The sequence below is a fragment of the Formosa haliotis genome (assembly GCF_001685485.1).
GTDB lineage: Bacteria > Bacteroidota > Bacteroidia > Flavobacteriales > Flavobacteriaceae > Formosa > Formosa haliotis.
The window spans coordinates 3466556-3491083 of sequence record NZ_BDEL01000001.1 but is presented as its reverse complement, the minus strand read 5'-3'; the positions used below and the strand labels follow the sequence as shown (position 1 = coordinate 3491083).

Annotated in this window: 23 protein-coding genes; 9 read left to right on the top strand and 14 right to left on the bottom strand. The window is 34.7% G+C overall.

Translation table 11 applies throughout. The features are described from left to right. Positions 1-27 precede the first annotated feature (27 nt). Positions 28-3612 carry a RemA C-terminal-like gliding motility protein gene (locus A9D35_RS14665; protein ID WP_066224275.1) on the bottom strand — a complete coding sequence of 1195 codons (3585 nt, stop codon included), beginning with the start codon at positions 3610-3612 and terminating at the stop codon, positions 28-30. Positions 3613-3660: 48 nt separating this feature from the next. Further along, a complete protein-coding gene (locus tag A9D35_RS14660) occupies positions 3661-4068 on the bottom strand; it encodes a hypothetical protein (protein WP_066224272.1) in 408 nt (135 codons plus the stop codon). A gap of 233 nt (positions 4069-4301) precedes the next feature. On the opposite strand from A9D35_RS14660, the gene A9D35_RS14655 reads away from it, so the two are divergent. Genes A9D35_RS14655 through hemL form a run of 3 tightly spaced genes read left to right on the top strand, consistent with a single transcriptional unit; the run spans position 4302 to position 7338 of the window. Then, on the top strand, positions 4302-5219 hold the full coding sequence (locus tag A9D35_RS14655) for a 1-aminocyclopropane-1-carboxylate deaminase/D-cysteine desulfhydrase (protein ID WP_066224270.1): 918 nt from the start codon (positions 4302-4304) through the stop codon (positions 5217-5219). Between the two features lie 4 nt (positions 5220-5223). Next, complete coding sequence (locus tag A9D35_RS14650) at positions 5224-6036, top strand: glucosaminidase domain-containing protein (RefSeq protein ID WP_066224267.1); 813 nt, start codon at positions 5224-5226, stop codon at positions 6034-6036. A gap of 12 nt (positions 6037-6048) precedes the next feature. Then, complete coding sequence (gene hemL, locus A9D35_RS14645; RefSeq protein ID WP_066224264.1) at positions 6049-7338, top strand: glutamate-1-semialdehyde 2,1-aminomutase; 1290 nt, start codon at positions 6049-6051, stop codon at positions 7336-7338. Positions 7339-7493: 155 nt separating this feature from the next. On the opposite strand, the gene A9D35_RS14640 is transcribed toward hemL, so the two are convergent. The 5 genes from A9D35_RS14640 to A9D35_RS14625 all read right to left on the bottom strand — a co-directional run bounded on the left by A9D35_RS14640 (position 7494) and on the right by A9D35_RS14625 (position 10383). After that, positions 7494-8087 carry a hypothetical protein gene (locus A9D35_RS14640; protein ID WP_066224261.1) on the bottom strand — a complete coding sequence of 198 codons (594 nt, stop codon included), beginning with the start codon at positions 8085-8087 and terminating at the stop codon, positions 7494-7496. 30 nt (positions 8088-8117) lie between these two features. Continuing rightward, positions 8118-8834: a hypothetical protein gene (locus tag A9D35_RS14635; RefSeq protein ID WP_159427067.1), complete on the bottom strand. Its 717-nt coding sequence runs from the start codon at positions 8832-8834 to the stop codon at positions 8118-8120. Positions 8835-9216: 382 nt separating this feature from the next. Next, on the bottom strand, positions 9217-9717 hold the full coding sequence (locus tag A9D35_RS14630; RefSeq protein ID WP_066224255.1) for a hypothetical protein: 501 nt from the start codon (positions 9715-9717) through the stop codon (positions 9217-9219). A gap of 77 nt (positions 9718-9794) precedes the next feature. Next, positions 9795-9947 carry a hypothetical protein gene (locus A9D35_RS18705; protein WP_159427066.1) on the bottom strand — a complete coding sequence of 51 codons (153 nt, stop codon included), beginning with the start codon at positions 9945-9947 and terminating at the stop codon, positions 9795-9797. A 115-nt stretch (positions 9948-10062) separates the two neighbouring features. Then, positions 10063-10383 (bottom strand): hypothetical protein, encoded by a 321-nt coding sequence (locus tag A9D35_RS14625; protein WP_066224252.1) that lies wholly within the window; start codon positions 10381-10383, stop codon positions 10063-10065. Positions 10384-10872: 489 nt separating this feature from the next. Here A9D35_RS14625 and A9D35_RS14620 point away from each other — a divergent pair, with 489 nt between their 5' ends. Beyond that, positions 10873-11544: a response regulator transcription factor gene (locus tag A9D35_RS14620; protein ID WP_066224249.1), complete on the top strand. Its 672-nt coding sequence runs from the start codon at positions 10873-10875 to the stop codon at positions 11542-11544. Between the two features lie 208 nt (positions 11545-11752). Here the strand turns inward: A9D35_RS14620 and A9D35_RS14615 are convergent, their stop codons facing one another. From A9D35_RS14615 to lysS, 3 genes are all read right to left on the bottom strand, one after another. Continuing rightward, on the bottom strand, positions 11753-12229 hold the full coding sequence (locus tag A9D35_RS14615; protein WP_066224247.1) for a DUF4890 domain-containing protein: 477 nt from the start codon (positions 12227-12229) through the stop codon (positions 11753-11755). 97 nt (positions 12230-12326) lie between these two features. Beyond that, positions 12327-13253 (bottom strand): endonuclease/exonuclease/phosphatase family protein, encoded by a 927-nt coding sequence (locus A9D35_RS14610; RefSeq protein WP_066224244.1) that lies wholly within the window; start codon positions 13251-13253, stop codon positions 12327-12329. Between the two features lie 2 nt (positions 13254-13255). Beyond that, positions 13256-14953, bottom strand: a complete 1698-nt coding sequence (lysS, locus tag A9D35_RS14605; RefSeq protein ID WP_066224242.1) for a lysine--tRNA ligase — start codon at positions 14951-14953, stop codon at positions 13256-13258. 165 nt (positions 14954-15118) lie between these two features. Between lysS and A9D35_RS18425 the strand changes: the two genes are divergently transcribed. From A9D35_RS18425 to A9D35_RS14590, 4 genes are all read left to right on the top strand, one after another. Beyond that, complete coding sequence (locus tag A9D35_RS18425; RefSeq protein WP_083191722.1) at positions 15119-15277, top strand: YqaE/Pmp3 family membrane protein; 159 nt, start codon at positions 15119-15121, stop codon at positions 15275-15277. Positions 15278-15431: 154 nt separating this feature from the next. Beyond that, complete coding sequence (locus A9D35_RS14600) at positions 15432-16178, top strand: hypothetical protein (protein ID WP_066224239.1); 747 nt, start codon at positions 15432-15434, stop codon at positions 16176-16178. 5 nt (positions 16179-16183) lie between these two features. Further along, on the top strand, positions 16184-16894 hold the full coding sequence (gene lipB, locus A9D35_RS14595; RefSeq protein WP_066224237.1) for a lipoyl(octanoyl) transferase LipB: 711 nt from the start codon (positions 16184-16186) through the stop codon (positions 16892-16894). 98 nt (positions 16895-16992) lie between these two features. Then, positions 16993-18747 (top strand): aromatic amino acid hydroxylase, encoded by a 1755-nt coding sequence (locus A9D35_RS14590; RefSeq protein ID WP_066224234.1) that lies wholly within the window; start codon positions 16993-16995, stop codon positions 18745-18747. Positions 18748-18753: 6 nt separating this feature from the next. Here the strand turns inward: A9D35_RS14590 and A9D35_RS14585 are convergent, their stop codons facing one another. Then, a complete protein-coding gene (locus A9D35_RS14585; protein ID WP_066224231.1) occupies positions 18754-19512 on the bottom strand; it encodes an enoyl-CoA hydratase/isomerase family protein in 759 nt (252 codons plus the stop codon). A gap of 103 nt (positions 19513-19615) precedes the next feature. On the opposite strand from A9D35_RS14585, the gene A9D35_RS14580 reads away from it, so the two are divergent. Beyond that, on the top strand, positions 19616-19921 hold the full coding sequence (locus A9D35_RS14580) for a rhodanese-like domain-containing protein (protein ID WP_066224226.1): 306 nt from the start codon (positions 19616-19618) through the stop codon (positions 19919-19921). On the opposite strand, the gene A9D35_RS14575 is transcribed toward A9D35_RS14580, so the two are convergent. The 3 genes from A9D35_RS14575 to alaS form a co-directional block, all read right to left on the bottom strand. Further along, positions 19916-20530, bottom strand: coding sequence for a DUF4230 domain-containing protein (locus A9D35_RS14575; RefSeq protein WP_066224223.1), 615 nt, complete (start codon positions 20528-20530; stop codon positions 19916-19918). The two genes, A9D35_RS14580 and A9D35_RS14575, sit on opposite strands and share 6 nt — an antisense overlap. Before the next feature lie 240 nt (positions 20531-20770). Further along, positions 20771-21730 (bottom strand): GSCFA domain-containing protein, encoded by a 960-nt coding sequence (locus A9D35_RS14570; RefSeq protein ID WP_066224222.1) that lies wholly within the window; start codon positions 21728-21730, stop codon positions 20771-20773. Between the two features lie 9 nt (positions 21731-21739). Continuing rightward, positions 21740-24355: an alanine--tRNA ligase gene (alaS, locus tag A9D35_RS14565; protein WP_066224219.1), complete on the bottom strand. Its 2616-nt coding sequence runs from the start codon at positions 24353-24355 to the stop codon at positions 21740-21742. Positions 24356-24528 lie beyond the last annotated feature (173 nt).

Sequence of the window (24528 nt, the reverse complement as noted above, 5' to 3'; positions counted from 1 at the left end):
TACTATAAACAAAAGAGTATCTACCAACTAAAATATCACTTTTTGAGTTTTCTCTAAACCATTCGCTAAAGTAGCTTTTACAATTAGTGGTCCTTGTGTTGGTTTAAACTCATCTAATCGAATTTCGGAAGCGTTTATATGGTATTTTTTTAACAACACTCTACCCAAAACATCGTGAATAGTAATTTGATCTATCGGACTTTTTGAAGCACTTACTTTTATAAAATTCTTTGTCGCTATAATTTTAAAATCACTATTGGCTACAGCATCATTAACATCTAATTTGTTAGCCTGATAACGCAATACAAAACGGTCGTTAAACGTACCTGCTTCCGTAGTAAAATTATAAGGAGCTTTTCTTAAATCGTGCAGCGTGTTTGTGTATAGGTCCTCTAGAAAGAGATCTTGACTGTTCTCAAATAATCCATCTACTTTACTCATTCCTATACTATATTGGTCCTTTTTGGCAGCAATAAAACCTAAAGGTACGGTATCGTCTTCCGTGTAAGGCAATGCACGACCTTGAATTAACATAGCTTCATCATCAATTAACGAATAGAAATTTGTAACATTATAATCCATAATTCCAGAATCATATAAATCATCCTTTTTATTAGTAGCACCTTCAATATACCCCACCATCATAGACACTTTCGATTGTTCCGAATCAGCAAAATCAAACCATATTCTATGTTTTTTTGATTCATTCTCTCCAGAACTTCTGTAAAACTCAGCATTTGTATAACTCGCCGAATTATAAGATCTCATTGCATTCTTAAAAGAGACTTTACTAGTATTTCTATCAGCATCATTTTTCATCAATACAAAGAAACCTTGTCCCGAGGCAATATAACCTGTAAAGCCAGCCGGATCACTAGGTCCTGACGCATTGTAAGTAAGATAGTCACTACTAGAATAGTTATATACAAAATCATCATAAAACGGATCCTCATTCCCCCCTTTACCTATTTCTGTACCATGCGTCCAAATACGTACACCACCTTCAAGCATACTAAAGTTTTCTGTTAAAAAGGCAGTAGCATTAATAGCAGAAGGATATGGATTCCCTATAAGATTCCAGTTATCGTCGTCATTGGTAACTATGGTACTTGATGGCCCATTGTTGTAATTCCCTTCATTATAACCACCATGTGTGATATCGACTTCAATAGTACCATTATTAGGTTTATATGTTTGAAACACTTGATCGAATGTATTTGTAGCACCAGACCAAGATGATGCCCCTACCCTAACAATATAGCCTTTACCTGGTACCATATCTCCTGAAGCTTTACTCCAGTTCCCGAAAGGACTTTTATATTTATTTCCATTATCCTCTGTTGGTTTCCACTGATAACGATGAGATGTAGCTCCAATGTTCGAGACATCAAAATTTATAACTGGTGAGGACCAATAAACGTAATCGTAAGCTTTAAGATTTTTTGCTGTACGGTTTACAATAAACGTTCCAGTAGATACATTTCTGTCAGATTCTTTAATTTGAATAAAGCTGGCATCATCGTTTAAGGTAATATTACCCCTTAATGTCAATAAATCATCTACGGTAATGATACTTTGATCTGAGGCGTGTAAATTACCTCCTACGGTTAAAATGTTATTTATGGTAAGAATACCTTGTCCTTCTACAGATAATTCACCGTTTATACTTAAATCATCCTCAACTGTGAGCGTACTTCCTGACCCTAAGGTTAGAGAAGCACCTGCTTCAATATAAACAGAGTTGGCTCTTGCATCTACTCCTGGACTATTTTCAAGAATAGGATATCTGTCATTGTTTAAACTAGGTATAATTACACAATCATATTGGTCTGAAACTTTCTTAGAACTCCAGTTTTGTTCATGGTTCCACCTATTATTACCTGTCCCTGGTTCCCAGGTTATACATTCTCGCTCTATAAAAATAGGGTATTCTTCAATTTGCCCCCCAATATATTTAATAGATTCATTAGGTATAGATCCTTCATTAACACAAGCCCAAGTAGAAGAACCATCGATATGACTGGTTTTAACAATACGAATGCTGCTAAACCCTGGTTTTGCATTTAATGGAATGGTTATTTGTGCTGTTGCTGTACCATCAGAATCATGAAGTTCATCTAACTTATATTCTTCTCCGCCATTATTACCAACATTCTGTAAAGAATTATATTCGCCATCTCCATCAAAATCGACATAAGCCACAAAAAAGTTTTTTTCTTCCCCATTAATATTACCCTTTAGCTTAATTTCGTAGGTCTGCCCCGCTTTAACCATTCCGGTAACATCACAAAAACGTTCTACTGCCGGACTTCCGTCAATAGTGGCACTAGATGAATTATTTATTCCCGCAAATTCAACTTTTGTTATAGGATAAACCCTATCAAAATCTGGATAGCAGGTTGTTGTAAAAGGGTCACAATTAGGATCATGATCAAACTCTTTTACAATTAGCGTATATTCTTCTGCTTGACCTTCATTAAAATCATCGCATGGTTGCCTAGCCGATCCATTGTAAGTCTTTATGATGCGTATTTTAGTAAATCCTAATACAGCATCATTAGGAACTACTATATTTCTTATAAGGCTAACTCCATCTTCTCCATTAGACTTTTCTAATTCACCTAATTTATACTCTTCATCGTCTTTATCATATACGTTATCTTGACTCCAATCAATATAAGCCACAATGAAGTTTTTATTTTTCCCATTTGTATCCCCTTTTAAAGTTATTTCATAAGTACCTCCTCGACTAACGGTACCTTCTATATCACAAAAACGCTCAATTTCAGTATTACTATTAACATCTGTTTCATGGTCTATACCAGCCAATTTTACCTGTGTAATTGCAGCAACATTCTTAAATGTAATGTCGCAATCTATTAAAACATCTCCACAGTCATCCAATACTTCATCATCTTCAAATTCTTTTACTACAAGCGTATAGTCTTCTGCTTGGCCGTTAATGTATGTTTCACAAGGCCCATCTGTTGCAGATTCACCATCTGTTTTAATAATACGCATGGTAGTAGTTCCTAACTTTGCATTATCAGGAACGTTAATATAATCTTCTAGACTTACGCTATCTGTTCCGGTCGACTTTGCTAGCTCACCAATTTTTTGTCTTTCAGTGCTGTTTTTTTCAAAAACACCATCTTGATCCCAATCTATATATGCAACAAAGAAGTTTTTTTCGGCTCCATTAGTATTCCCTTTAAGTGTAATTTTATTATCTCCACTTCCCTTAACAACAGTTCCTATTTCAGTACAAAAGAATTCATTTTCTAATGTGTCATTTATAATTGCACTTGAAGTTTTATTTATACCTGCAAAGGTGACTTGGGTTATTGGTTCTACATCTTCAGAAAAGGTAGTTTTACAATACTGTGAATTCCCCGTATTTCCATACATGGTAATTCTAATCATACCATCTCCACCATCGCCTCCTTTCGCGTTGCCAGAGCTCGTGGCTGTTCCGCCACCTCCACCAGCTCCTTGACCTCCAGGAAAACCATCTCCAGCAGTATTAGCTAGTCCACCTGCTCCAATTGAAATACCATTAATATCATTAGGAGCATTTTCCCCATTTTCGGCTATTTGACCACTATTACCCAAATCACCGAAGTGAGTGGCTTGATCTACTCTTAATTGAAAGTTATTATACTAACCTCCAGTCATCTGTGTTGGGTCGGTCGGCTTAGTTCCGGCTTTTCCGATTATACCTTTTCCTCCTTCACCAATTATATAATCAAATTTAAGACCTTCTACAGGTAACGTATATTCTTTCGACCCATATCGCCCTTTAAGACCTTTTAACCCACCCCGGTTAGAACTAATACTACCTCCTCCTGCAGACCCAGCACCCCAAACTTCTACAAATATTTTTGAAACTCCACAAGGAGCTACAAACGTTCCAGAACCAGGTTGGTCTAAAATGATTACTGTTTCATCTTGAGCCTGAGCACCAAAACTCAACAACCCAAATACAAGATATAAAGCAAATTGTTTTAAAAAAGAAGTGTTAAAAAAAGTAGTTCCCGAAGGAACTTTATAAGTAGTTTTTGTTATCATAAACACAGAGATATAATATAAATTGTAAAAGTAATAAAATTACCATTTTAAATATAGGCTATTGATTACTAACTATTTGTTTATTCGACAAAAAGGTTAGTTTTAAGGCTCATATTCCATGTAAAAATAATAATTTCTATGTTGCTTTTGCTATTTTAATTAAAAAGGTATTGTAAACCATGTATTTCCTTTATTTTTGTGAGTCAAAAAAAGTTGTTATAACACCTTAAATCATGCTATTTTCGTCGCTTCCTAAACAGATTCAAAATGTGCCTATTCCTATAGCGTTGAAAGACGGCATACAGTTAAGTATAAAACGTGAAGACGAAATCCACCCCTTTGTAAGTGGGAATAAATACCGAAAATTACATTACAACATCTTTGAAGCACAACGTTTAACCCAAGACACCTTATTAACTTTTGGTGGTGCTTTTTCTAACCATATTGCGGCCGTAGCCTATGCTGGAAAGGTTTCAGGATTTAAAACGATTGGGGTAATTCGCGGTGAAGAATTGGCAAAAAAAACAGTTTTAAACCCAACTCTTGAATTTGCGAAATCTTGTGGTATGCAATTTCATTATGTGTCTCGAGAAGCCTATCGCGATAAAGAAACAGATGGTTTTATAGCAGAATTAAAAAAACTTTTTGGTGATTTCTATTTAGTACCCGAAGGAGGCACCAATACGCTTGCGGTAAAAGGTTGCGAGGCCATTTTAACCGAGGCCGATACTGTGTTCGACTATATATGTTGCGCCGTGGGAACTGGCGGTACTATTTCTGGAATAATAAACAGTAGTAAATCGCATCAGCAAATTTTAGGATTTCCAGCCTTAAAAGGTGATTTTTTACAACACAATATTAGTAAATTTGTAAACAAAACCAATTGGGCGTTAATAACAGATTATCATTTTGGTGGTTACGCTAAAATTAATCCCGATTTAATACGTTTTATCAATCAGTTTAAAGCCAATTATAAAGTGCCATTAGATCCTGTTTATACCGGGAAGGTTGTATATGGCGTTATGGATTTGATTGATAAAGGCTATTTTCCGAAGGCATCAAAAATATTGGTGATTCATACTGGAGGATTGCAGGGTATAACAGGTATGAATATCCAATTAAAAAAGAAAAAATTGCCCCAAATTATTTAAGTGCATGAAGCAAATTGTTATCCTTTTATTAGTAATAAGTGTATTGTTTAGTTGTGGTTCGAGAAAGCGTAAGCATAAATCGTCGAAGTCTAAACCTAAAACAGAACACGTACAACGCAAACATACTCAGCCAAAAACACAAAACAAAACTACCGAAGCTCCTGCCAAGGAAGCTGTAGATTTAGTGGTTCCTAAACTGGTAAGTAGCACCGAAGAATACATTAGGCTATTTAGTAATATTGCCATTGAGGAGATGAAATTTTACCATATCCCAGCAAGTATCACTTTAGCCCAAGGTATTTTAGAATCGGGGTCAGGACGTGGTCGATTGGCGGTAGAGGCCAATAATCACTTCGGAATAAAATGTCATGAATGGACAGGAGCTCGTATTTATCATGACGATGACGAAGACCAGGAGTGTTTCCGAAAATATAAAGATGCCAAATATTCGTACCGCGACCATTCCTTGTTTTTAACCGAAAGACAACGCTATGCTGCCTTATTCGATTTAGACATGGACGATTATAAAGGTTGGGCCAAAGGCTTACGTGCCGCCGGTTATGCCACAGACAGGAAATATCCAGAAAAACTAATCGCCCTTATCGAGCGTTATAAACTTTATACTTACGATGATATTGTTTCGGGCAAAACGCCAAGGCCTATCGAGAAACGGAAGAATGTTCATTTTGTAGAAAAAGGAGATACCCTATACTCTATTTCTAGAAAATATAAAATATCTATAAAAGAACTTCAAAAATTAAACAGATTAAATGGCACAACAATTTCTGTAGGTCAGGAATTGATCATAAAATCTTAATACCATAGTACAATGAAATATACAAGAAGTAGTGCATTATTTACTAACGCAGAACAAGTGATTCCAGGCGGAGTAAACTCGCCAGTACGTGCTTTTAAAGCCGTTGGAGGAACTCCTATTTTTATGAAGAAAGCTAAAGGCGCTTATTTAATAGATGAAGATGATAATACTTATATAGATTATATAAACTCTTGGGGGCCTATGATTTTGGGTCATGCCTACCCACCAGTTGTAGATGCTATTATTGAAAAAGCAAAGCTAGGCACCTCGTTTGGAGCGCCAACAGAACTAGAAACCGAGATTGCCGCTTTAGCTGTATCTATGGTTCCGAATATAGATAAAATTAGATTTGTAAATTCTGGCACAGAAGCATGTATGAGTGCTGTACGTTTAGCTAGAGGATTTACGGGAAAAGAGAAAATCATAAAATTTGCAGGCTGCTACCACGGGCATAGCGACTCGTTCTTGATTCAAGCAGGAAGTGGTGCTGTAACTTTTGGAAGTCCGAATAGCCCAGGAGTTACCAAAGGTACCGCTCAAGATACTTTATTGGCAACTTATAACGATATTGAGAATGTAAAATCGATTATCGAAGCGAATTCTGGCGATATTGCTTGTATTATTTTAGAGCCTGTTGCGGGTAATATGGGGTGTATTCCTCCAAAAGACAACTTTTTACAAGAGCTAAGAGCACTTTGCGACGCAAATAATATATTATTGGTTTTTGATGAAGTCATGACAGGGTTTAGATTAGCCCGTGGTGGCGCACAAGAATTATTCGGTATTAAAGCCGATATTGTATGTTTCGGAAAAGTAATTGGAGGTGGATTACCTGTAGGTGCTTTTGCAGCTCGAAATGAAATTATGGATTTCCTTGCACCTGTAGGCCCTGTATATCAAGCGGGAACTTTAAGTGGAAATCCGTTAGCCATGGCTGCAGGCTTAGCCATGTTACAAGCTTTAGAAGGCGATGCTGAAATTTTTAATCGTTTAGCCGAAAAAACCGAATATTTACACAAAGGCATTACTAAAGTTTTAAAAGATCATAAAATCACCCATACCATTAACCGTGTTGGCTCTATGATTTCTGTTCATTTTTCTGATACTCCTGTTGTCGATTTTAAAACGGCTGCCTTAGGAAATAATGAGAATTTTAAAACCTTCTTCCATGGGTTATTAGATTTAGGCGTTTATATCGCTCCTAGTGCTTTTGAAACTTGGTTTATTACAGATGCTTTAAGCTATCAAGATTTAGATACGACAATAAATACTGTTCATAAAGTGGCTAGTTCACTTACATAGTAGCATCAATAAAAAAAGAGGTTGTTTATACGTTAGACTCTCATTACTCCGAAAATTGTTTAGTTTCTCAACTTTATATTACTTCAATTTCAGGATAATGGATTTCAATACGGATTAAACAACCTCTTCTTCTTCTTTACTTGAAAACGTACTTTTTATAGTAATTTACCAGCACCATCTAAATGTAGTGTTTTCTTTTTACCTTCTTTTTCTATTTTAATTTTATAAGTCCTCGTGGTACCTTTATTTTGAAGGTAGTCTACATTACAATTCTGACTAACAATTTTCCACCCTGGATACTCTTGTAGAATCTTTACCACCATAAAGGAAGGAATAGCAACATTGCTATAATGCTCCGAGGTTTTTACAATCTTACCATCTCCGTTATAATCAACCCTAAGAATACCATCTTTTGTTTGCATAGTGATTTGATATATCGGTTTACTAAGCCCTTCATATTTACTATTATACATACCAGATGTTTTAACATCATATTCCGCTACAATTTGCTGAAATTGTCTCACACTTTTCGGACTCTCTAAAACATTAGAAATGTTTAAATAATTAGCATTTACTCCAGTCGTTTTAACAGCCGTAGTACTGCTGGCTGATCCGACAATCGCAGCATCCGGTGCCTCTATAGTTGTTTCCGCTATACGCTTTCCCTTTGCTTTACTAAATTTCGTTGTTTGTGCATATAGGCCTCCCGAAAGTAACAGCCCTAATGCAATTGAAAGGAATGTTTTCATAATACATAGATTAATAATTTATACTTTGAATTAAATAATATTTCCCTTTTCGTCGGTCTTTATTATTTTGCTTTGATTGTCTTTAGAAATCTTTGTTTTATAAATTGTAACTCGACCTTTATCTTGTTTATAATTTATAAGACAAACATTTTCATCGACTATCCAGCTCGGGTATTTATTCATTATACTCATACTAACAAGTCTAGGTAATGGTATATTCACAAAACGTGCCCGAGACGCTATAATTTCTCCTTGATGATTATAAGTAACTAACAAATCTCCCTTTTCTGTAAAAAATACTACATCGTACTTTGATTTACGATCGCCGTTATAGCCACTTGCGTTTTGAACATCAAATCTAGAGATGCGATGTTCTACAGTATTTACAAAATTGGCGTTGTTAGTATATAATGAACTATTTAAAAATGCAGTATTAACCCCGGTAGTTTTAACCGATCTGTTAACAGTATTAAATTCGTTGATTTTATCTATGGCAGGATCGTCTACATAAGCAACCTTAGTTTCGATATCGTTATGACTTGGTAATTTAATGTTTGTGCGTAGAAGCTGTTTAGTACAAACAAGCAACATACAATTGAAGTGAATGCTTTCATAATTTCTAAATTTTAAGTTAATACTCGTTTTGATTAAATTTAGAAAGTAAATCAACTCCATCCAGTAATGTCTATTTATCTCACCCCGTTCGGGTTTTCGAGATTTCACCTCGAAAGAAACCTTTATTTTCACAAAAATTCAATTCAACTTTAAACACGTGCTTCATTTATTTAATTTCCAATTTTAACCTTATCTCTATTAAAGATAATCAAAACATCCGGCGGTTCTCAGCGTAGATTTCACCTAAAACCAACTAGGTACTTGTACGGGTTAGAAGACTGATAATTTGATTAATAACTATCTTAAAAAATTCTATAAGAAAATAACACAAAAAAAGCTGTCCAAAAAAGTTGAATTTTCGTTTATCAGAACTCCTAACTACCACTTGGCACGGTAACTCATGTTCTCTCACACTTGATTTTCAATCAAGAGATTCTGAAATTAATTCAGAATAACGAACTTTAAACTTTTTGCACAGCCCTCTAACAGACTAGTGTTCATAATTAATTTGTACTTATCTAACCGTAATTGGGTTTTGTAAAGATTTACTATAAGTATCGCTTTTAAACATACCATGATAAGGATTAAATCCTTTTGGTAGAAACTTTTTAAAATCTGGATCTAAACCAGATATATCATCCTCCACGATGTCATCAGACAGACTATTGGTATCTACAATAGTAAATACAGCAAAAGCCTGCAAATTAGCTAACCCTTGATCGGAGAATTTAGTATGATTCTCCTCTGCCTGAATATCTGTACCCATGTTATTATCATCTGTATTATTTTCTATAGGATGATAGGTATATGGCTCGTAAGTCACAGGCACCTCAACATCAGATTGAATAATAACGTAGTTGCCCTGTATGGTATTATTATTAACACTATAAATGTTCCCTAAATTTAATGCATGGTTGTCGGTAAACTCGATAGCTGTTTTTTTAGAACTTAGTTGTGCTTGCAGACTATGCAAACTAAAGAGCAAAAAAACAGTACTTAATACGATACGTTTCATGATTGATAATTTTTGCGTTCTATTTTTTACCTATTTAACTAATATTAAAAAATTAGGAGAATTATTAAAAGTTAGGTTTAAATAAGATTACCTTTTTCATCTGTTTTCACCGTTTTTGTTTGGTTTCCATTAGATATTTTCACTTTATAGGTTGTAATTACTGCCTTGTTATGCTTATAATCTACAGTACACACATTTTCGTTAAAGCGCCATTGAGGATAAGCTTTCATGATGCTTACAATAACAGGTGTTGGTAGCGCTACATTTTATATCGCTCTTTAGATGAAGTAATTTTTCCAGTCTCATCATATTTCACAGACATCGTTCCTTTTTTACTATCAAAGACTACATCATAAGTAGACACGTTTTTTTTATTATACACATCTGTGTTTTTAAATCGTATTGTGCAGCGTGTTGCTGTAACACTTTTACATATAACGCATTATCTGATAACATATGGCTATTTAAATAATTTGCATTTACTCCTGTAGTTTTCACAGCCATCGTGTTTGTATTCAAATTATTTAAAGCTGCTAAATCTTTACTCTGGTTGTAAGCTACTGCTGTTTCAGACTCGTGTTGCTGTTCAGATTTCAGTTCTGTGGTTTGGGCGTAGAAGCTGTTTACTATAAACAGGCAACCTACTAGTGCAATACATGTTTTCATGATTTCTAGAATTTTAAGATTAATAATTTATTTGAATCAAAGTTAGCACACTAACACATTTATTTTCAGAGGGGTAGTACCAGAATTTAAAAAAGGTATTTTTACCTACGCATAACTGTGTATTTTTCAAAAACCCATTTTTGGTATTCTTTTTTTTATTATATTTAATACAGTTAATTATGTATTACATAATGACAACTGAATATAATATTTAATTCTGATGTATTTAAACGTAGAAATTTCCTCTTTTAAAACAGGTATTTGTACCCGTTTTCTCCCTAATATAGTTAGAGAACCGCGTTTCTCTATTTAAAACAAGCTATATTCGCATCCCACTCCCTTTAGCAATTAACGATAGCATATTTTATTATTGATAATTTTAAATCTATTTTCATTTTAATGTTAAAATTTACTAAAAAACCAATAATAATGTAACAATATGATTAACCTACCGTCTTTTTTATATGATTATGCTATAAAACTTGCTAAATGGAATCTAAACCTATACATATAGTTATTGCCGATGATGAACGTTTGTTTAGAACCGGAATTCGCTTTCTGCTAGAACGCGACAAACAAGTTATAGTAGATTTTGAAGCATCAAACGGGCTTGAACTCATCGATTATTTAAGAAAAAACACACTTCCAGATATAGTTGTAACGGATTTAAGTATGCCGGAGTTAAACGGTGTAGAAGCCACAAAATTAATTCACAAGGAATTTCCCAATTTAAAAATCGTCGCCCTAAGTAGTTATAATTCTAAATCTTGTGTTTTAAACATGATTCATTTGGGTGCTTCTTGCTATATGCCAAAAAATAGCAAACCTGCAGAGTTAATCTTGGCCATTAAAGAAGTACATGAAATTGGGTTTTGTTACACTACCGAAGTCATGAAATATATTCATGAAGATTTAAATCACAATAATGGAAAAGCTGTTAAATGTGATTTTGACGAATCGTATTTAACGAGTAGAGAAAAAGAAATTTTAGATCTTATTTGCAAACAATTTACGACCTCGGAAATTGCCGACCAACTATGTATTAGTCCTAGAACGGTTGAAGGTCACCGTAATAATTTACTACTTAAAACCGAGTCTAAAAATGTTGCTGGATTAGTAACCTATGCCGTTAAAAACAATCTTTTAAATTTACTGAATTAATCTAAAGTTATTTCATGCTTTCCAGCTTATGTCTTTTCGAACCTGATTCTGAATCTCATTAATTTTAGTCAAAAACTCTATACAGAAAGATTAAATAAGTTTAAGGTTGTAGATCGAATAATAAATCATTACAACCAATTAATTATTCTAAAAATAAAAAACGACAAACTAAAAAGTTTGTCGTTTTTTATTTGGACTGATCCCTATCTTATCCACGTCTACCGTGTTGTTCACGTCCGTTTGGTCTACCCTCATTGTGCTGTCTTCCTCCTTTGCGTTGCTTCATACTTTTTTCCCAAAGCTCGTACTGATCACTTTTAAGGATACTTTTCATTTTATTTTTCATCGCAATTTGATGATCTAACTGAGCCACCATTCTATTATAACGATCTTCTTGTGTAGGTTTTTTCCCTGCATCTTTTGCCTTTTTAAACGCTTCACGATCTGCTTGTTTTGATTTTGCTTGAGCAATATTTAGATTATAAATTTCCTTTTGCTGCGATTCTGTTAAATCTAATTTTAAGGTCATTTTTTTGGTTTGCAAAGTGGCTTGCTGCTCTGGAGTGAAGTCTGGTCTTTGCATACGCATTTCTTTGTTATGCTTTCCTTTTCTCTCACCTTTTTGGTCTTGTGCTAAAGCATTAAAAGAGATTAACACTAAAGCTAAAATCATTATTTTTTTCATCTTTTTACGGTTTAAATTATTATACAGCTAAGACTTTCGCATTTTAGAAAGGTTTAATGCCTTTAGCGAAATTAACAATGTATTAACCATTAAACCTTTATTCTTTGCGATGTTTTAAAATAAACTCACCAATAAGTAAGGCATGGTCGGATACCGTATGAAACTGCTTATTTACCTTTAGGGGCTGCCATCTTTTATTTAGCCAAAAGTGGTCTATTTCTAACACAGGGAATATGGTGGGCCATGTTGCCGTATACCCATCATTGTAGTAATGAAAACTCTCAAAATTGGTGTTAAAAGGTTTAAAATAATAGCTTTCGAAAGGAGTATTAAAATCGCCAATAACAAAATCGACCGCATTTTGATTGGCAATATTAACCACTTTAGTTAGATCAGATTTTTTTGAATGTACCGGACTTGCTAACAAATCGATGATGAGTATCGAAATGGAGTGGCCATGAATCGTTGTATTTACTAAATTGTATTTAGAACTTGATGCAATATGCTGAAAATCGATAGTATTAAGTTCTCCCTTTACAGCAATTAGCATCTCCCCTTCCAGCTGCCTAATCTCGAAGTCTGGATACTGTTTTTTAAACGCCTGGATATCTTCCTCTAAAACATTTTTCGCTTCAACCAACACCATAATTTCAGGCTTATAGGTCGCCATATTTTCAAAAATAATATCTAAAGGCAAATGTTTCTTTCTGGCCACATTCCAATATAGGATAGCGTGTTTCTTGGCTTCAAGATTTTGATAAGTGCTCTTGTTTTCTACATAGTAATGGTTCATCCAGTACACGGTAAGCAAACCGTTTATAAACAAAAGCAAAAGGCATAAAGTTTTATGTCTGTATAAAATTACCGACATAAAAAATCCGTATAAAACCGTAAAAATTAGTGGGACAGCATTAAAAACAAAAATGAAAGGCGAAAAACGATCTTTAAAAATAAAATGAACAGCTAATAAAAAAGCATACCAAATAATAAGGTATGCTTTGTATTTTGCGATCAGTTTAAACATGTTTATTCATTTAAGGCTACAAACAAACCTTCGTCTGTTTTATCAACTTTAGCCAGCCCTAATTTAGTTAAACCTTTAATGGTTTTATCCCATTTTTTATTACTTAATTGAGATTGCGTTTTTAGCGAATTAAGGTCGATAGGTGAATTTGCTTTTAGAATATTGAAAACTGCCTTTTCATCTTCAGACATTTCAACTTGTTTTTTCTCCGGACGCATTTGCGGGAAGAATAACACTTCTTGAATAGACTGGTTATTGGTTAAAAACATAATTAAACGGTCCATACCAATCCCCATTCCCGATGTAGGAGGCATTCCATATTCTAGAGCACGTAAAAAGTCGTAATCTATAAACTCGGTCGCTTCATCATCACCTTTTTGAGCCAATTTTAATTGGTGCTCAAAACGTTCGCGTTGATCTATAGGATCGTTAAGTTCTGAATAGGCATTAGCAATTTCCTTACCGCAAACCATAAGCTCGAAACGCTCTGTTAAATCTGGATTGTCTCTATGTTCCTTACAAAGCGGACTCATTTCTTTAGGATAATCTGTAATGAATGTTGGTTGAATATAATTTCCTTCACATTTCTCACCAAAAATTTCATCTATTAATTTCCCTTTACCCATGGTTGCATCTACTTGAATGCCCATGCCTTTTGCAGCTTCACGTATTTCTTCTTCAGATTTACCAATAATATCGAAACCGGTAAAATGCTTAATAGAATCTGCCATGGTTACACGAGCATACGGCGCTTTAAAGTCGATGTTATGTTCGCCAAAAGTAACTTTACTAGTACCGTTTACTGCAATAGCACAATGTTCTAAAAGTTTCTCACAGAAATCCATCATCCAATTATAATCTTTGTAAGACACATAGATTTCCATAGCCGTAAACTCTGGATTATGAGTTCTGTCCATCCCTTCATTTCTGAAGTTTTTAGAAAACTCGTAAACGCCATCAAAACCACCAACAATTAAACGTTTTAGGTATAATTCGTTAGCAATTCTCATGTATAACGGAATATCTAAACTGTTATGATGCGTAATAAACGGACGGGCCGCTGCACCACCAGGGATAGGTTGTAAAACAGGGGTTTCTACTTCAAAATAACCAGCATCGTTAAAGAAACCACGCATGGCATTATAAAGTTTTGTTCGTTTAACAAACACTTCTTTTACATGCGGATTCACAACTAAATCGGCATAGCGTTGTCTGTATCGTTGTTCTGGATCTGTAAAGGCATCGTGAACCTTTCCTTCTGTATCTACACGAGGTTGTGGTAACGGACGTAAAGACTTACTTAAAATTGTAAAATCTTTTACCATTATGGTTTTTTCGCCCACTTGAGTCGTGAATAACTCCCCTTCTATACCTACAAAATCTCCTATATCTAGTAATTTTTTATAAACGGTATTGTATTTTGTCTTATCGTCTCCTGTACAAATTTCATCACGATTAAAATAGACTTGAATACGTCCTGCGCTATCTTGTACTTCGGCAAAACTAGCGTTACCCTGAATTCTACGCGACATTAATCGTCCGGCAATTACCACGGTCTTACCTTCTTCAAAATCTGTTTTAACTTGTTGACTTAAATGGGTTAAAGGATAAAGATCTGCAGGATAAGGATTAATCCCTAGCTCACGAAGTTTGCTTAGCTTTTCTCTTCTTACGATTTCTTGCTCTGATAATTGCGACATATCTAGATTGTTCTAATTAAATTTTTAACGCACAAAGATAATTACTATTGGTTACTATTTCAATTTATTAGTATTGAAATACGTCATAGTTTTTTATTCGTGTAACAAAAGCAGTGTTTTGGCGTCATATTTGTATATCATCAATCTATTAAAATCAAATCAAAAATGAGCATCTGGAGAGTTATCCTTTCTATTATATGCCCACCTTTAGCCGTTATAGGAAAAGGTTGCGGGTCTGTAATTATCGTATTTTTATTATGGCTGTGTGGTTGGGTTCCTGGAGTCATTGCCGCCTTAGTGATCTTAAATAATCCGAAACGATAAAAATAGAATTCAAAAAAGTCCGATAATCTTAATTTGTTTATCGGACTTTTAATTTTTAAACAGGTTTATACTTTTAACACAACATTACACAAACAACCGGTTTTAGGTATTTAATAATTATCTTTGCCTAGATTTAACTTTATAAAACCGCTAAATGAAAACTTTTTACTACTTAACCTTATGTTTAATGCTCCTACTAGTCTCTAGTTGCCAGTTTTCTGAAACGATTTATATTAACAACGACGGAAGCGGTAAAATGTCTTTTAATTTAGATGGCTCTCAATTAATGCAAATGGGCGGCGACCAAATGGTTAATCCCAATGAAAAAGTAATAGATTCTACAGTGGTTTTCAAAGATTTTCTCGAAAAAAATAAAGATAGCATTGCAACATTACCTGCCGAAGAGCAACAACGCCTAAAAGCGCTAGAAAATTTCAACATGCATATGCTTATAGATCCTAAGACTAAAAAAATGTCGGTGGATTTGTTTACCGATTTTAAAAATGTCGATGGTTTGCATGATATGTTTAAAATGATGAATAATGCTGGTGCATTAAATCAGAAAAATGATGACAAGAAGCCCAATCCTTTTTCTAATCTAGGCACCGGAGAATCATCAAAAGTAGATTATAGCTTTAACGGTAAAGTATTTAAACGCTCGGTTACCATTACAGATCCAGAACAATTAGCAAAAGTAAAAGATAGTATTGGCGATGCCGAAATGATGTTATCTGCATCTACCTACACCATAAATTATCACTTTCCGAAGAAAATAAAATCAGTATCATTAGAAGATGCTAGCTTTAGTGAAGACCACAAAAGTTTCTCTGCAGAAGTCAGTTTTAAGGATTATTTAATCGATCCGAAACGCTTAGATGTAGAAGTAATATTAGAAGATTAATAAGGTTGAATAAAACAGTTCAAATACAAGATTTAGGCTTAAAAGATTACAAGGACACTTGGGATTACCAAGAAGAATTGTTTAAACAAATCGTCGATTTAAAAATAAAAAACAGAAGGGAAGACACGGAGATTCCTACTCCTAATTATTTTTTATTTGTAGAGCATCCTCATGTTTACACGTTGGGTAAAAGTGGCCATATGTCTAATATGTTACTCAACGAAGAACAATTAAAAGAGAAAGGTGCTACATTTTATAAAATTAATAGAGGTGGAGATATCACCTATCATGGTCCTGGGCAAATTGTAGGGTATCCTATTTTAGATCTCGACAATTTTTTTACAGACATACACAAATACCTTCGATTCTTAGAAGAAATTATTATTCTTACTTTAGAAGAATATGGGTTGAAGGCCGAACGTAGTCCTGGCGAAACAGGTGTTTGGCTAGACGTAGGTACTCCTTTTGCTCGAAAAATTTGCGCCATGGGCGTACGCGCAAGTCGTTGGGTTACCATGCACGGCTTTGCGCTTAATGTAAATGCTAACCTAGGGTATTTCGATAATATAATTCCATGTGGTATTCGTGGAAAGGCTGTAACCTCTATGAATGTAGAATTAGGGCAACGAGAAGTTAACGAAGCCGAAGTAAAAGCTAAACTTTTAAAACATTTTGAAAACCTCTTTGAAGCTGAATTCACTAAAAGTAAATTCTAATTCCTTTTATTTCAACAAGTTCTAATAAAACCATAACATACTTTAACATTTAATCCATTCTATATTCATTATTTTTACAAGAAGCAACTTGTAACGTTATGAGTCATACGAATATAGAATACAACAGCATTTTAGAGCGTTTACCAAAACATCTACAACAGTTTATTAAGCCACAAAACTACAACGACTACACGGCTATAAATCAGGCTGTGTGGCGGTATGTTATGCGTAAAAATGTAAATTATTTAAGTACCGTAGCTCATAAATCTTATTTAGATGGACTAAAGCAAACTGGGATTTCCATAGAAAATATTCCGAATATGTACGGGATGAACCGTATTTTAAAAGAAATTGGATGGGCGGCAGTGGCTGTAGACGGCTTTATCCCTCCAAATGCTTTTATGGAGTTTCAGGCTTATAATGTACTTGTAATTGCCAGTGATATTCGTCAGTTAGAACATATTGAATACACCCCTGCTCCCGATATTATTCACGAAGGGGCAGGCCATGCTCCTATTATTGCAAATCCTGAATATGCCGAATATTTAAGACGGTTTGGTGAAATTGGCTGCAAAGCCATTTCGTCGGCCAAAGATTACGAGTTGTACGAAGCTGTAAGACATTTATCCATTATTAAAGAAGCTCCAGATAGTCAAGAAACTGAAATTATTAAAGCAGAACACCGGGTTGAAAACCTACAAAAAAACATGGGACAACCTAGCGAAATGGCACTAATTAGAAACCTACATTGGTGGACAGTGGAGTATGGATTAATTGGCAACATTAAACATCCTAAAATTTACGGCGCGGGCTTATTATCGTCTATAGGCGAAAGTGCGTGGTGCATGACAGATGCGGTAACAAAAATTCCGTACACTATAGAGGCATTACACCAAAATTTCGACATTACGAAACCGCAACCTCAACTTTATGTAACCCCAGATTTTGCTCATTTAAGCTTGGTTTTAGAACAGTTTGCAAATACCATGGCTCTAAGAACTGGCGGATTAAAAGGACTCCAAAAACTTATAGACTCTAACGCCTTAGGAACTATAGAACTAAGTACTGGAATTCAAATTTCGGGAGTATTTGATTCAGTTTTAGAAGCGAATAATCAGCCTATCTATTTTCAAACAAAAGGACCTACAGCGCTAGCATATCGCGAAAAAGAATTGGTAGGACACGGCACTAAAAATCATCCAGATGGTTTTGGCTCGCCTATCGGGAAATTAAAAGGCATCAATTTAGCTATTGAAGATATGAGTCCGCGTGATTTAAGTGCTTATGATATTTACGAAGGTAAAGTGGTGACTTTAGAATTTGAAAACAACATTAAAGTTCGGGGTGAAATAATAACAGGCAAGCGCAATTTACAAGGAAAAATTATTTTAATACGTTTTAAAAATTGCACCGTAACCCATAAAGACCACGTATTATTTAAACCTGAATGGGGCCATTACGATTTGGCTGTAGGCAAATCGATACATTCTGCATTTTCTGGTCCAGCCGATTTTAATAGTTTCAATTTAATAACACACAAACAAACACAGCCTACTATTAAAGCAAAAAAGACTAAAAAAAGCCTAGATTTAGAACAGCTTTATCAAAATGTTCGTGATTTTAGGGAAGGTAAAATTGATAGCTTTTCATATTCAGACCTTATAGAAAAGCTTCAAAAAAACCATCCTACAGATTGGCTTTTATCGGTCGAATTGTATGAATTAGCACATCAACATAAAGCCAAATCATCAGAAAAATTAATATTGAAACATTTAAAACACTTGAGAACAAGTCGTCCAGAAATCAGTCATTTAATTGATGGCGGCGTAAAAATTACGAACAACGTTTTGTAGTTTATTTTAAGTTGTTTTGTACTTACTTAACACCTGTTTTGTAAAATCACTCAACACCAACTTGCCACTAATTTTAGCGCGTTCGGCTAATAATTCGTCCCAATGCGATGTGTTTTGCCACATCACATTTTTCATATCTTTTACGGCTTCGGGATTGTAGGTTTTTAATTTCTGGCTTAAAGCCTCTGCAGCGGTATCTAATGCTTCTTTAGTTTCAAAAACTTCGGCAAACAACCCTTTCTGTTTGGCCCAATTTGCATCGTAAAACTGTTCGGCATTAATAGTCATTTCAGACATAGCTGCCACACCAATTTTTCTACTCACGGCGGGTTCTATTACAAAGGGTCCTATTCCTATACTTAATTCACTAAGTTTTATAGCAGCATATTGAGTGGCTAAACAATAATCTGAAGCTGCGGCAATACCAACGCCGCCTCCAACCGTTTTCCCTTGCACCTTACAAATAATAAATTTCGGACAGGTTCGCATAGCATTTATAACCTTTGCAAATCCTGAAAAAAAGATTTTTCCTTCCGCCTCTGTTTCAATAGTAATAAGCTCATTAAAACTGGCTCCGGCACAGAAGGTTCTATCGCCTCCACTTTGTAGCACTACAACTTTTACAGCATCATTGTTACTGGCCTGAATTAATTCTTGCTCTAATTGTAAAAGCAAATGACTAGGTAAACCATTGTGCGGAGGATTGTAAAATTCAATACAACTTACCCCGTCGTTTATGGATTGTTTTACGTAAGATTCTGCCATTTTATTTGCCTAAAATTTTAAAATCGAAGATACAGAAATTTTTAAGTTGCTTCCTTTTAAGTTTTCATTTTCCTAAGAAATCTTGTATTTTTATAAAAAAGTCATGGGATTACTAGATTTTTTATTCAGAAAGCAGCGACGCGACATTGAAAATTTTAAATCTAGGGGTGCCATAATTTTAGATGTACGCTCTAAAAAAGAATACAATAAAGGTCATATTATAGGATCGGAAAACATTCCTATAGACCATTTACACCAACAAGTTTCTGTTCTAAGAAAAACCAACAAGCCGTTTATAGTCTGTTGTGCGAGCGGTGTACGATCTGCCAAAGCAGTTAAATATTTACATATAAATGGCATAGACGCCACTAATGGAGGAAGCTACCAAACTTTAAAACAGTGGTTATAATTTTAGGTCTTGCAAACTTTGTTCGTGTGTAATAGGTTGCTGATTATATTGTAAGGTCCACCCCAAAGAATTGGTTAAAATGTAAAACTTAGACAATTCGCTGATTAACCTGTTTTTAGAATTCTTTTTAAAATCAGATTTATCAACTTTTTTCATAAGCGATGCCTTTACCCTACTCTTAATAGCATTGTAATCTTTCGCTTGAAACTGATTTAAAAAATCGGCCTGTATATCGTAATATTCGAATTCTGGATATACTTTAACCTCTTCTTCTGGTATGTATGTAATGTTTAACGTTTTTGTAGTTTCGTCAATATCATATTCAATTTTACTTAAATCGTAGGCTATCGTAACATCGGCATTTACCACCACTAAAGCTTTCTTTTCGGCACTCACCAAATAGGGGAACACCTCACGCGAATCTTTATACGTAAACACTTCGCTAAAATGCCCTTCGGTAACCACGAGCTTACCGACATTCTTAATCTGTTCCTGAATTAATTGCGAACTTTCAAGCAGCTCTGCTTTATCTTCCTTTGCAGCACTACAGTATCTTAAAGTAAAAAACAAAGCAACTGCGATAAGGATTCCAAAAATAATATTACGCATCAATTTTAATTTTACTTAAAGGTATAAAATATGTTTATGAGAAGACCCTAATAATGTCATAAAAAAAAGCATCAATTACTGATCTACACCTTTTGTGATTCGCAGTCTTTGATGCTCCTTAACAGATTGATTAATAGCAAGTCTAAATTATAATTTATTCAGATATTTATCGATTTTTTTAGATGACTAACACAAAAATTAGCCATATCGCAAAACATCCTCATTAATCACAATAAATTCTTACATATTAAACAAATTTCTATCTAATTTCTTTTGAATTGTATGTATGCGCTGTTCTAAATTTTGAAGAAATTTTTGATGTTGTTCCGATGATTCATTAAACGGTTTATGCTGTAAACCTGATTGAACACCATGAATTTCCTTCATTATAGGACTAGTCGTTGGAGCAAGCCAAGCCGTTTGAAATTTCTCCCAAATATAATCGATAGCCATTTGGTTAGGATGCACTAAATCGGCAGTATAAAACCTATAATCACGAAGCTCGTCCATCATAATTTCATAAGATGGGAAATAAAATGTATTTCCTTTTTTAGTCTCAAGAACTTGATGAATAGCCGAAATTAAGTGTGCTTTGCTGCGTGTATTTTCAACAAATCCGTCTTTAGTATGTCGAATTGGAGACACGGTAAACAGCACAGTAACGTTAGGATTCACCGAAGCGATTAAACCTAAAATATGATTTAAAGAATCACGAATGTCTGCTACACTTAACAGTTCTTTTTTAAATGATTTTTGAGGAACTTTATGACAGTTTGCAACGATAGTATGTGTCGCTTCATGTTTATATATCCAGGCGGTGCCTAAAGTAATTACAACATGAGTTGCCGTTTGCAAAAACTGTTTAGTTTGATTTAAGGAAGAGTTCAATCTAGTTAGGACAGCTTCCTTAGATAGGGCGCTTAATTTAGAATGCGCTTCGTAACATTGCCAAATGTCGTTGAAATAAAATAAATCGGCCTCGGTATACGTATGATTATGGACAGCTTTATCTATTAAATTTTCGATGGCTTTGGGTTGAAATAATACCCCAAAGGGATTCTGAAGATTTTTAAATTTAAAGTAGTCTAATTTTTTGCCAATATTTTCTACAAAACAAGATCCCAATAACAACACTTCTGATTGATAATCTATAAGATTTTCGCTTTGTTGTTGTATTGGGATCTCGGTTAAAAATTTCATATATAATTCCTATTTGGCAACATATTGTTTTGCAGCCTGTAAGGCCTCTGCAATACCTTCTGGATTTTTACCTCCAGCAGTTGCAAAAAATGGCTGTCCGCCACCGCCTCCTTGAATAAACTTCCCAAGTTCGCGAACCACTTGGCCGGCATTTAAATTATGGCTAGCCACTAATCCTTTAGAGATATAACAAGACAATAAAGCTTTTCCGTTTTGTTCGGTACCGAAAACTAAAAATGCATTTCCTAACTGATCGCCTAACTCGAATGCTAAATCTTTTATTCCTGCCGCATCTAAATCTAATTGTTTTGCTAAAAACTGTATACCACCTATAGTTTCTACTTCCTCTTTAAGCAAGCCTTTAATATTTTTAGCCTTCTCTTTCAATAATTGCTCAACTTGCTTTTTTAAACTTGAATTTTCGTCTTGTAAATTCTGCAGAGCTTTAATGGGCTCTTGCGCATTATTTAGCAAATCCTTCATTTCAAAGTAAATCTTACTGTTTTCGGTATAAAAACTCTTAACCGCATCATTAGTAATGGCTTCAATTCTACGAATTCCTGAGGCCACAGCACTTTCAGAAATAATTTTAAAATGCCAAATATCTGCGGTATTCTGTACATGTGTACCACCACAAAGTTCTATCGATTTTCCGAAACGAATGGCACGAACGGTATCTCCATATTTTTCACCAAATAAGGCCATCGCTCCTTCATCTATCGCCTTCTGCATTGGAATGTTACGCTGTTCTTGCAACGGAAGTTTACCTTCGATACGCGCATTCACAAAACTTTCTATATCCTGTAATTGATCGTTCGTTACTTTAGAAAAGTGAGAAAAATCGAATCTTAAATGCTTAGAATGTACAGCAGATCCTTTTTGCTCGACATGCTCTCCTAATATTTCGCGTAAAGCCTGGTGTAATAAGTGGGTTGCCGTGTGGTTGCAAGCGGTACGGTAACGCTGTTTTGCATCTACTGTAGCTTGAAGCACCACATTAATATCATCCGGAAGCTCTTTTACTAAGTGAATAACAACATTATTTTCCTTTTTAGTATCTAGAATATAAGTGACATCTCCGTTTGGAGATTCAATGTAACCTTTATCTCCAACCTGACCTCCACCTTCTGGATAAAACGGTGTTAAGTTAAACACGAGTTGATACATCGTTCCCTCTTTTTTAGAAACTACTTTTCTGTATCGTGTTATATTAACAGGCGCCTCTAAAGTATCGTACCCTACAAATTCTTGAACATCATCTTCTATCAAAACCGTCCAATCGTCTGTAGACATTTCGCTAGCAGAACGCGATCTGTTTTTTTGTTTTTCCATTTCGGCATGAAAACCAGCTTCATCTAAGGCTAATCCTTTTTCGCGAAGAATTAAAGAGGTTAAATCGATAGGAAATCCGTAAGTATCGTATAATTCGAATGCTTTTTCTCCAGAAATTGTTTTAGATGAAGCACCTTCAATAATACCGTTTAAGAGCACCAAACCTTGCTCTAAAGTTCTTAAAAATGAAGCTTCTTCTTCTTTAATTACATTCTGAATTAATTGTTTTTGAACTTTTAATTCAGGGAAAGCAGCTCCCATTTTTTCACTTAAAACATTCACCAATCTATAAATAAATGGTTCCTTCTCGTCTAAAAATGTGAAACTGTATCGTACGGCGCGACGTAAAATACGACGTATTACGTAACCCGCCCCCGTATTACTAGGTAATTGACCATCGGCAATAGAGAAAGCTACCGCACGCACATGGTCTGAGATAACACGAATGGCAACATCGGCTTTTTCGTCTTTCCCGTATTTAGCTTTAGAAATTATTTCAATCTCTCTAATAATTGGCGTAAACACATCGGTATCGTAATTAGATTGAACGCCCTGCAATACCATACATAAACGTTCGAAGCCCATACCGGTATCGATATGTTTATTAGGAAGTGTTTCTAAGCTTCCGTTGGCTTTACGATTGTATTGCATAAATACTAAGTTCCAGATTTCTACAACTTGAGGATGATCGGCATTCACTAAAGATTTTCCATCAATTTTAGCTTTCTCCTCTGCCGAACGAATATCAACATGTATTTCGCTACATGGTCCACACGGACCTTGATCGCCCATTTCCCAAAAGTTATCTTTTTTATTCCCTAAAAGGATACGATCTTCGTCTACAATTTCTTTCCAAAAATCGTATGCTTCTTGATCCATAGGTGTGCCATCTTCCTTATCGCCTTCAAAAACCGTAACATATAATATATCGTTATCTATACCATAAACATCGGTTAATAACTCCCAACACCATGCAATGGCTTCCTTTTTAAAATAGTCTCCAAAACTCCAATTCCCCAACATTTCAAATAAAGTGTGGTGATACGTATCGTACCCTACTTCTTCCAAATCGTTATGTTTACCCGAAACACGTAAGCATTTTTGCGAATCTGCTATACGATTACTTATGGGCTTCGCTTGTCCTAAAAAGTACTCTTTAAACGGTGCCATTCCAGAATTTACAAACATTAAGGTGGGATCGTTTTTTAATACCAAAGGTGCAGACGGCACAATGGTATGTCCTTTACTTTTAAAAAATTCTAAATACTTAGCGCGAATGTCTTGAGATTTCATATTATACGTAACAAACTGTTATTAAATTGACTACTTTTAGGAAGTCATTTTTTCGATTATTAAGTGCAAATATATTGTTAAATTAAGGTTTGCTTAAGGCTAGACGTAAAATATTGTCATTTGTTTTTTAAATTTGTAGTTCGAATATTTTTGTAGGTTTGCCAGAATCCCTT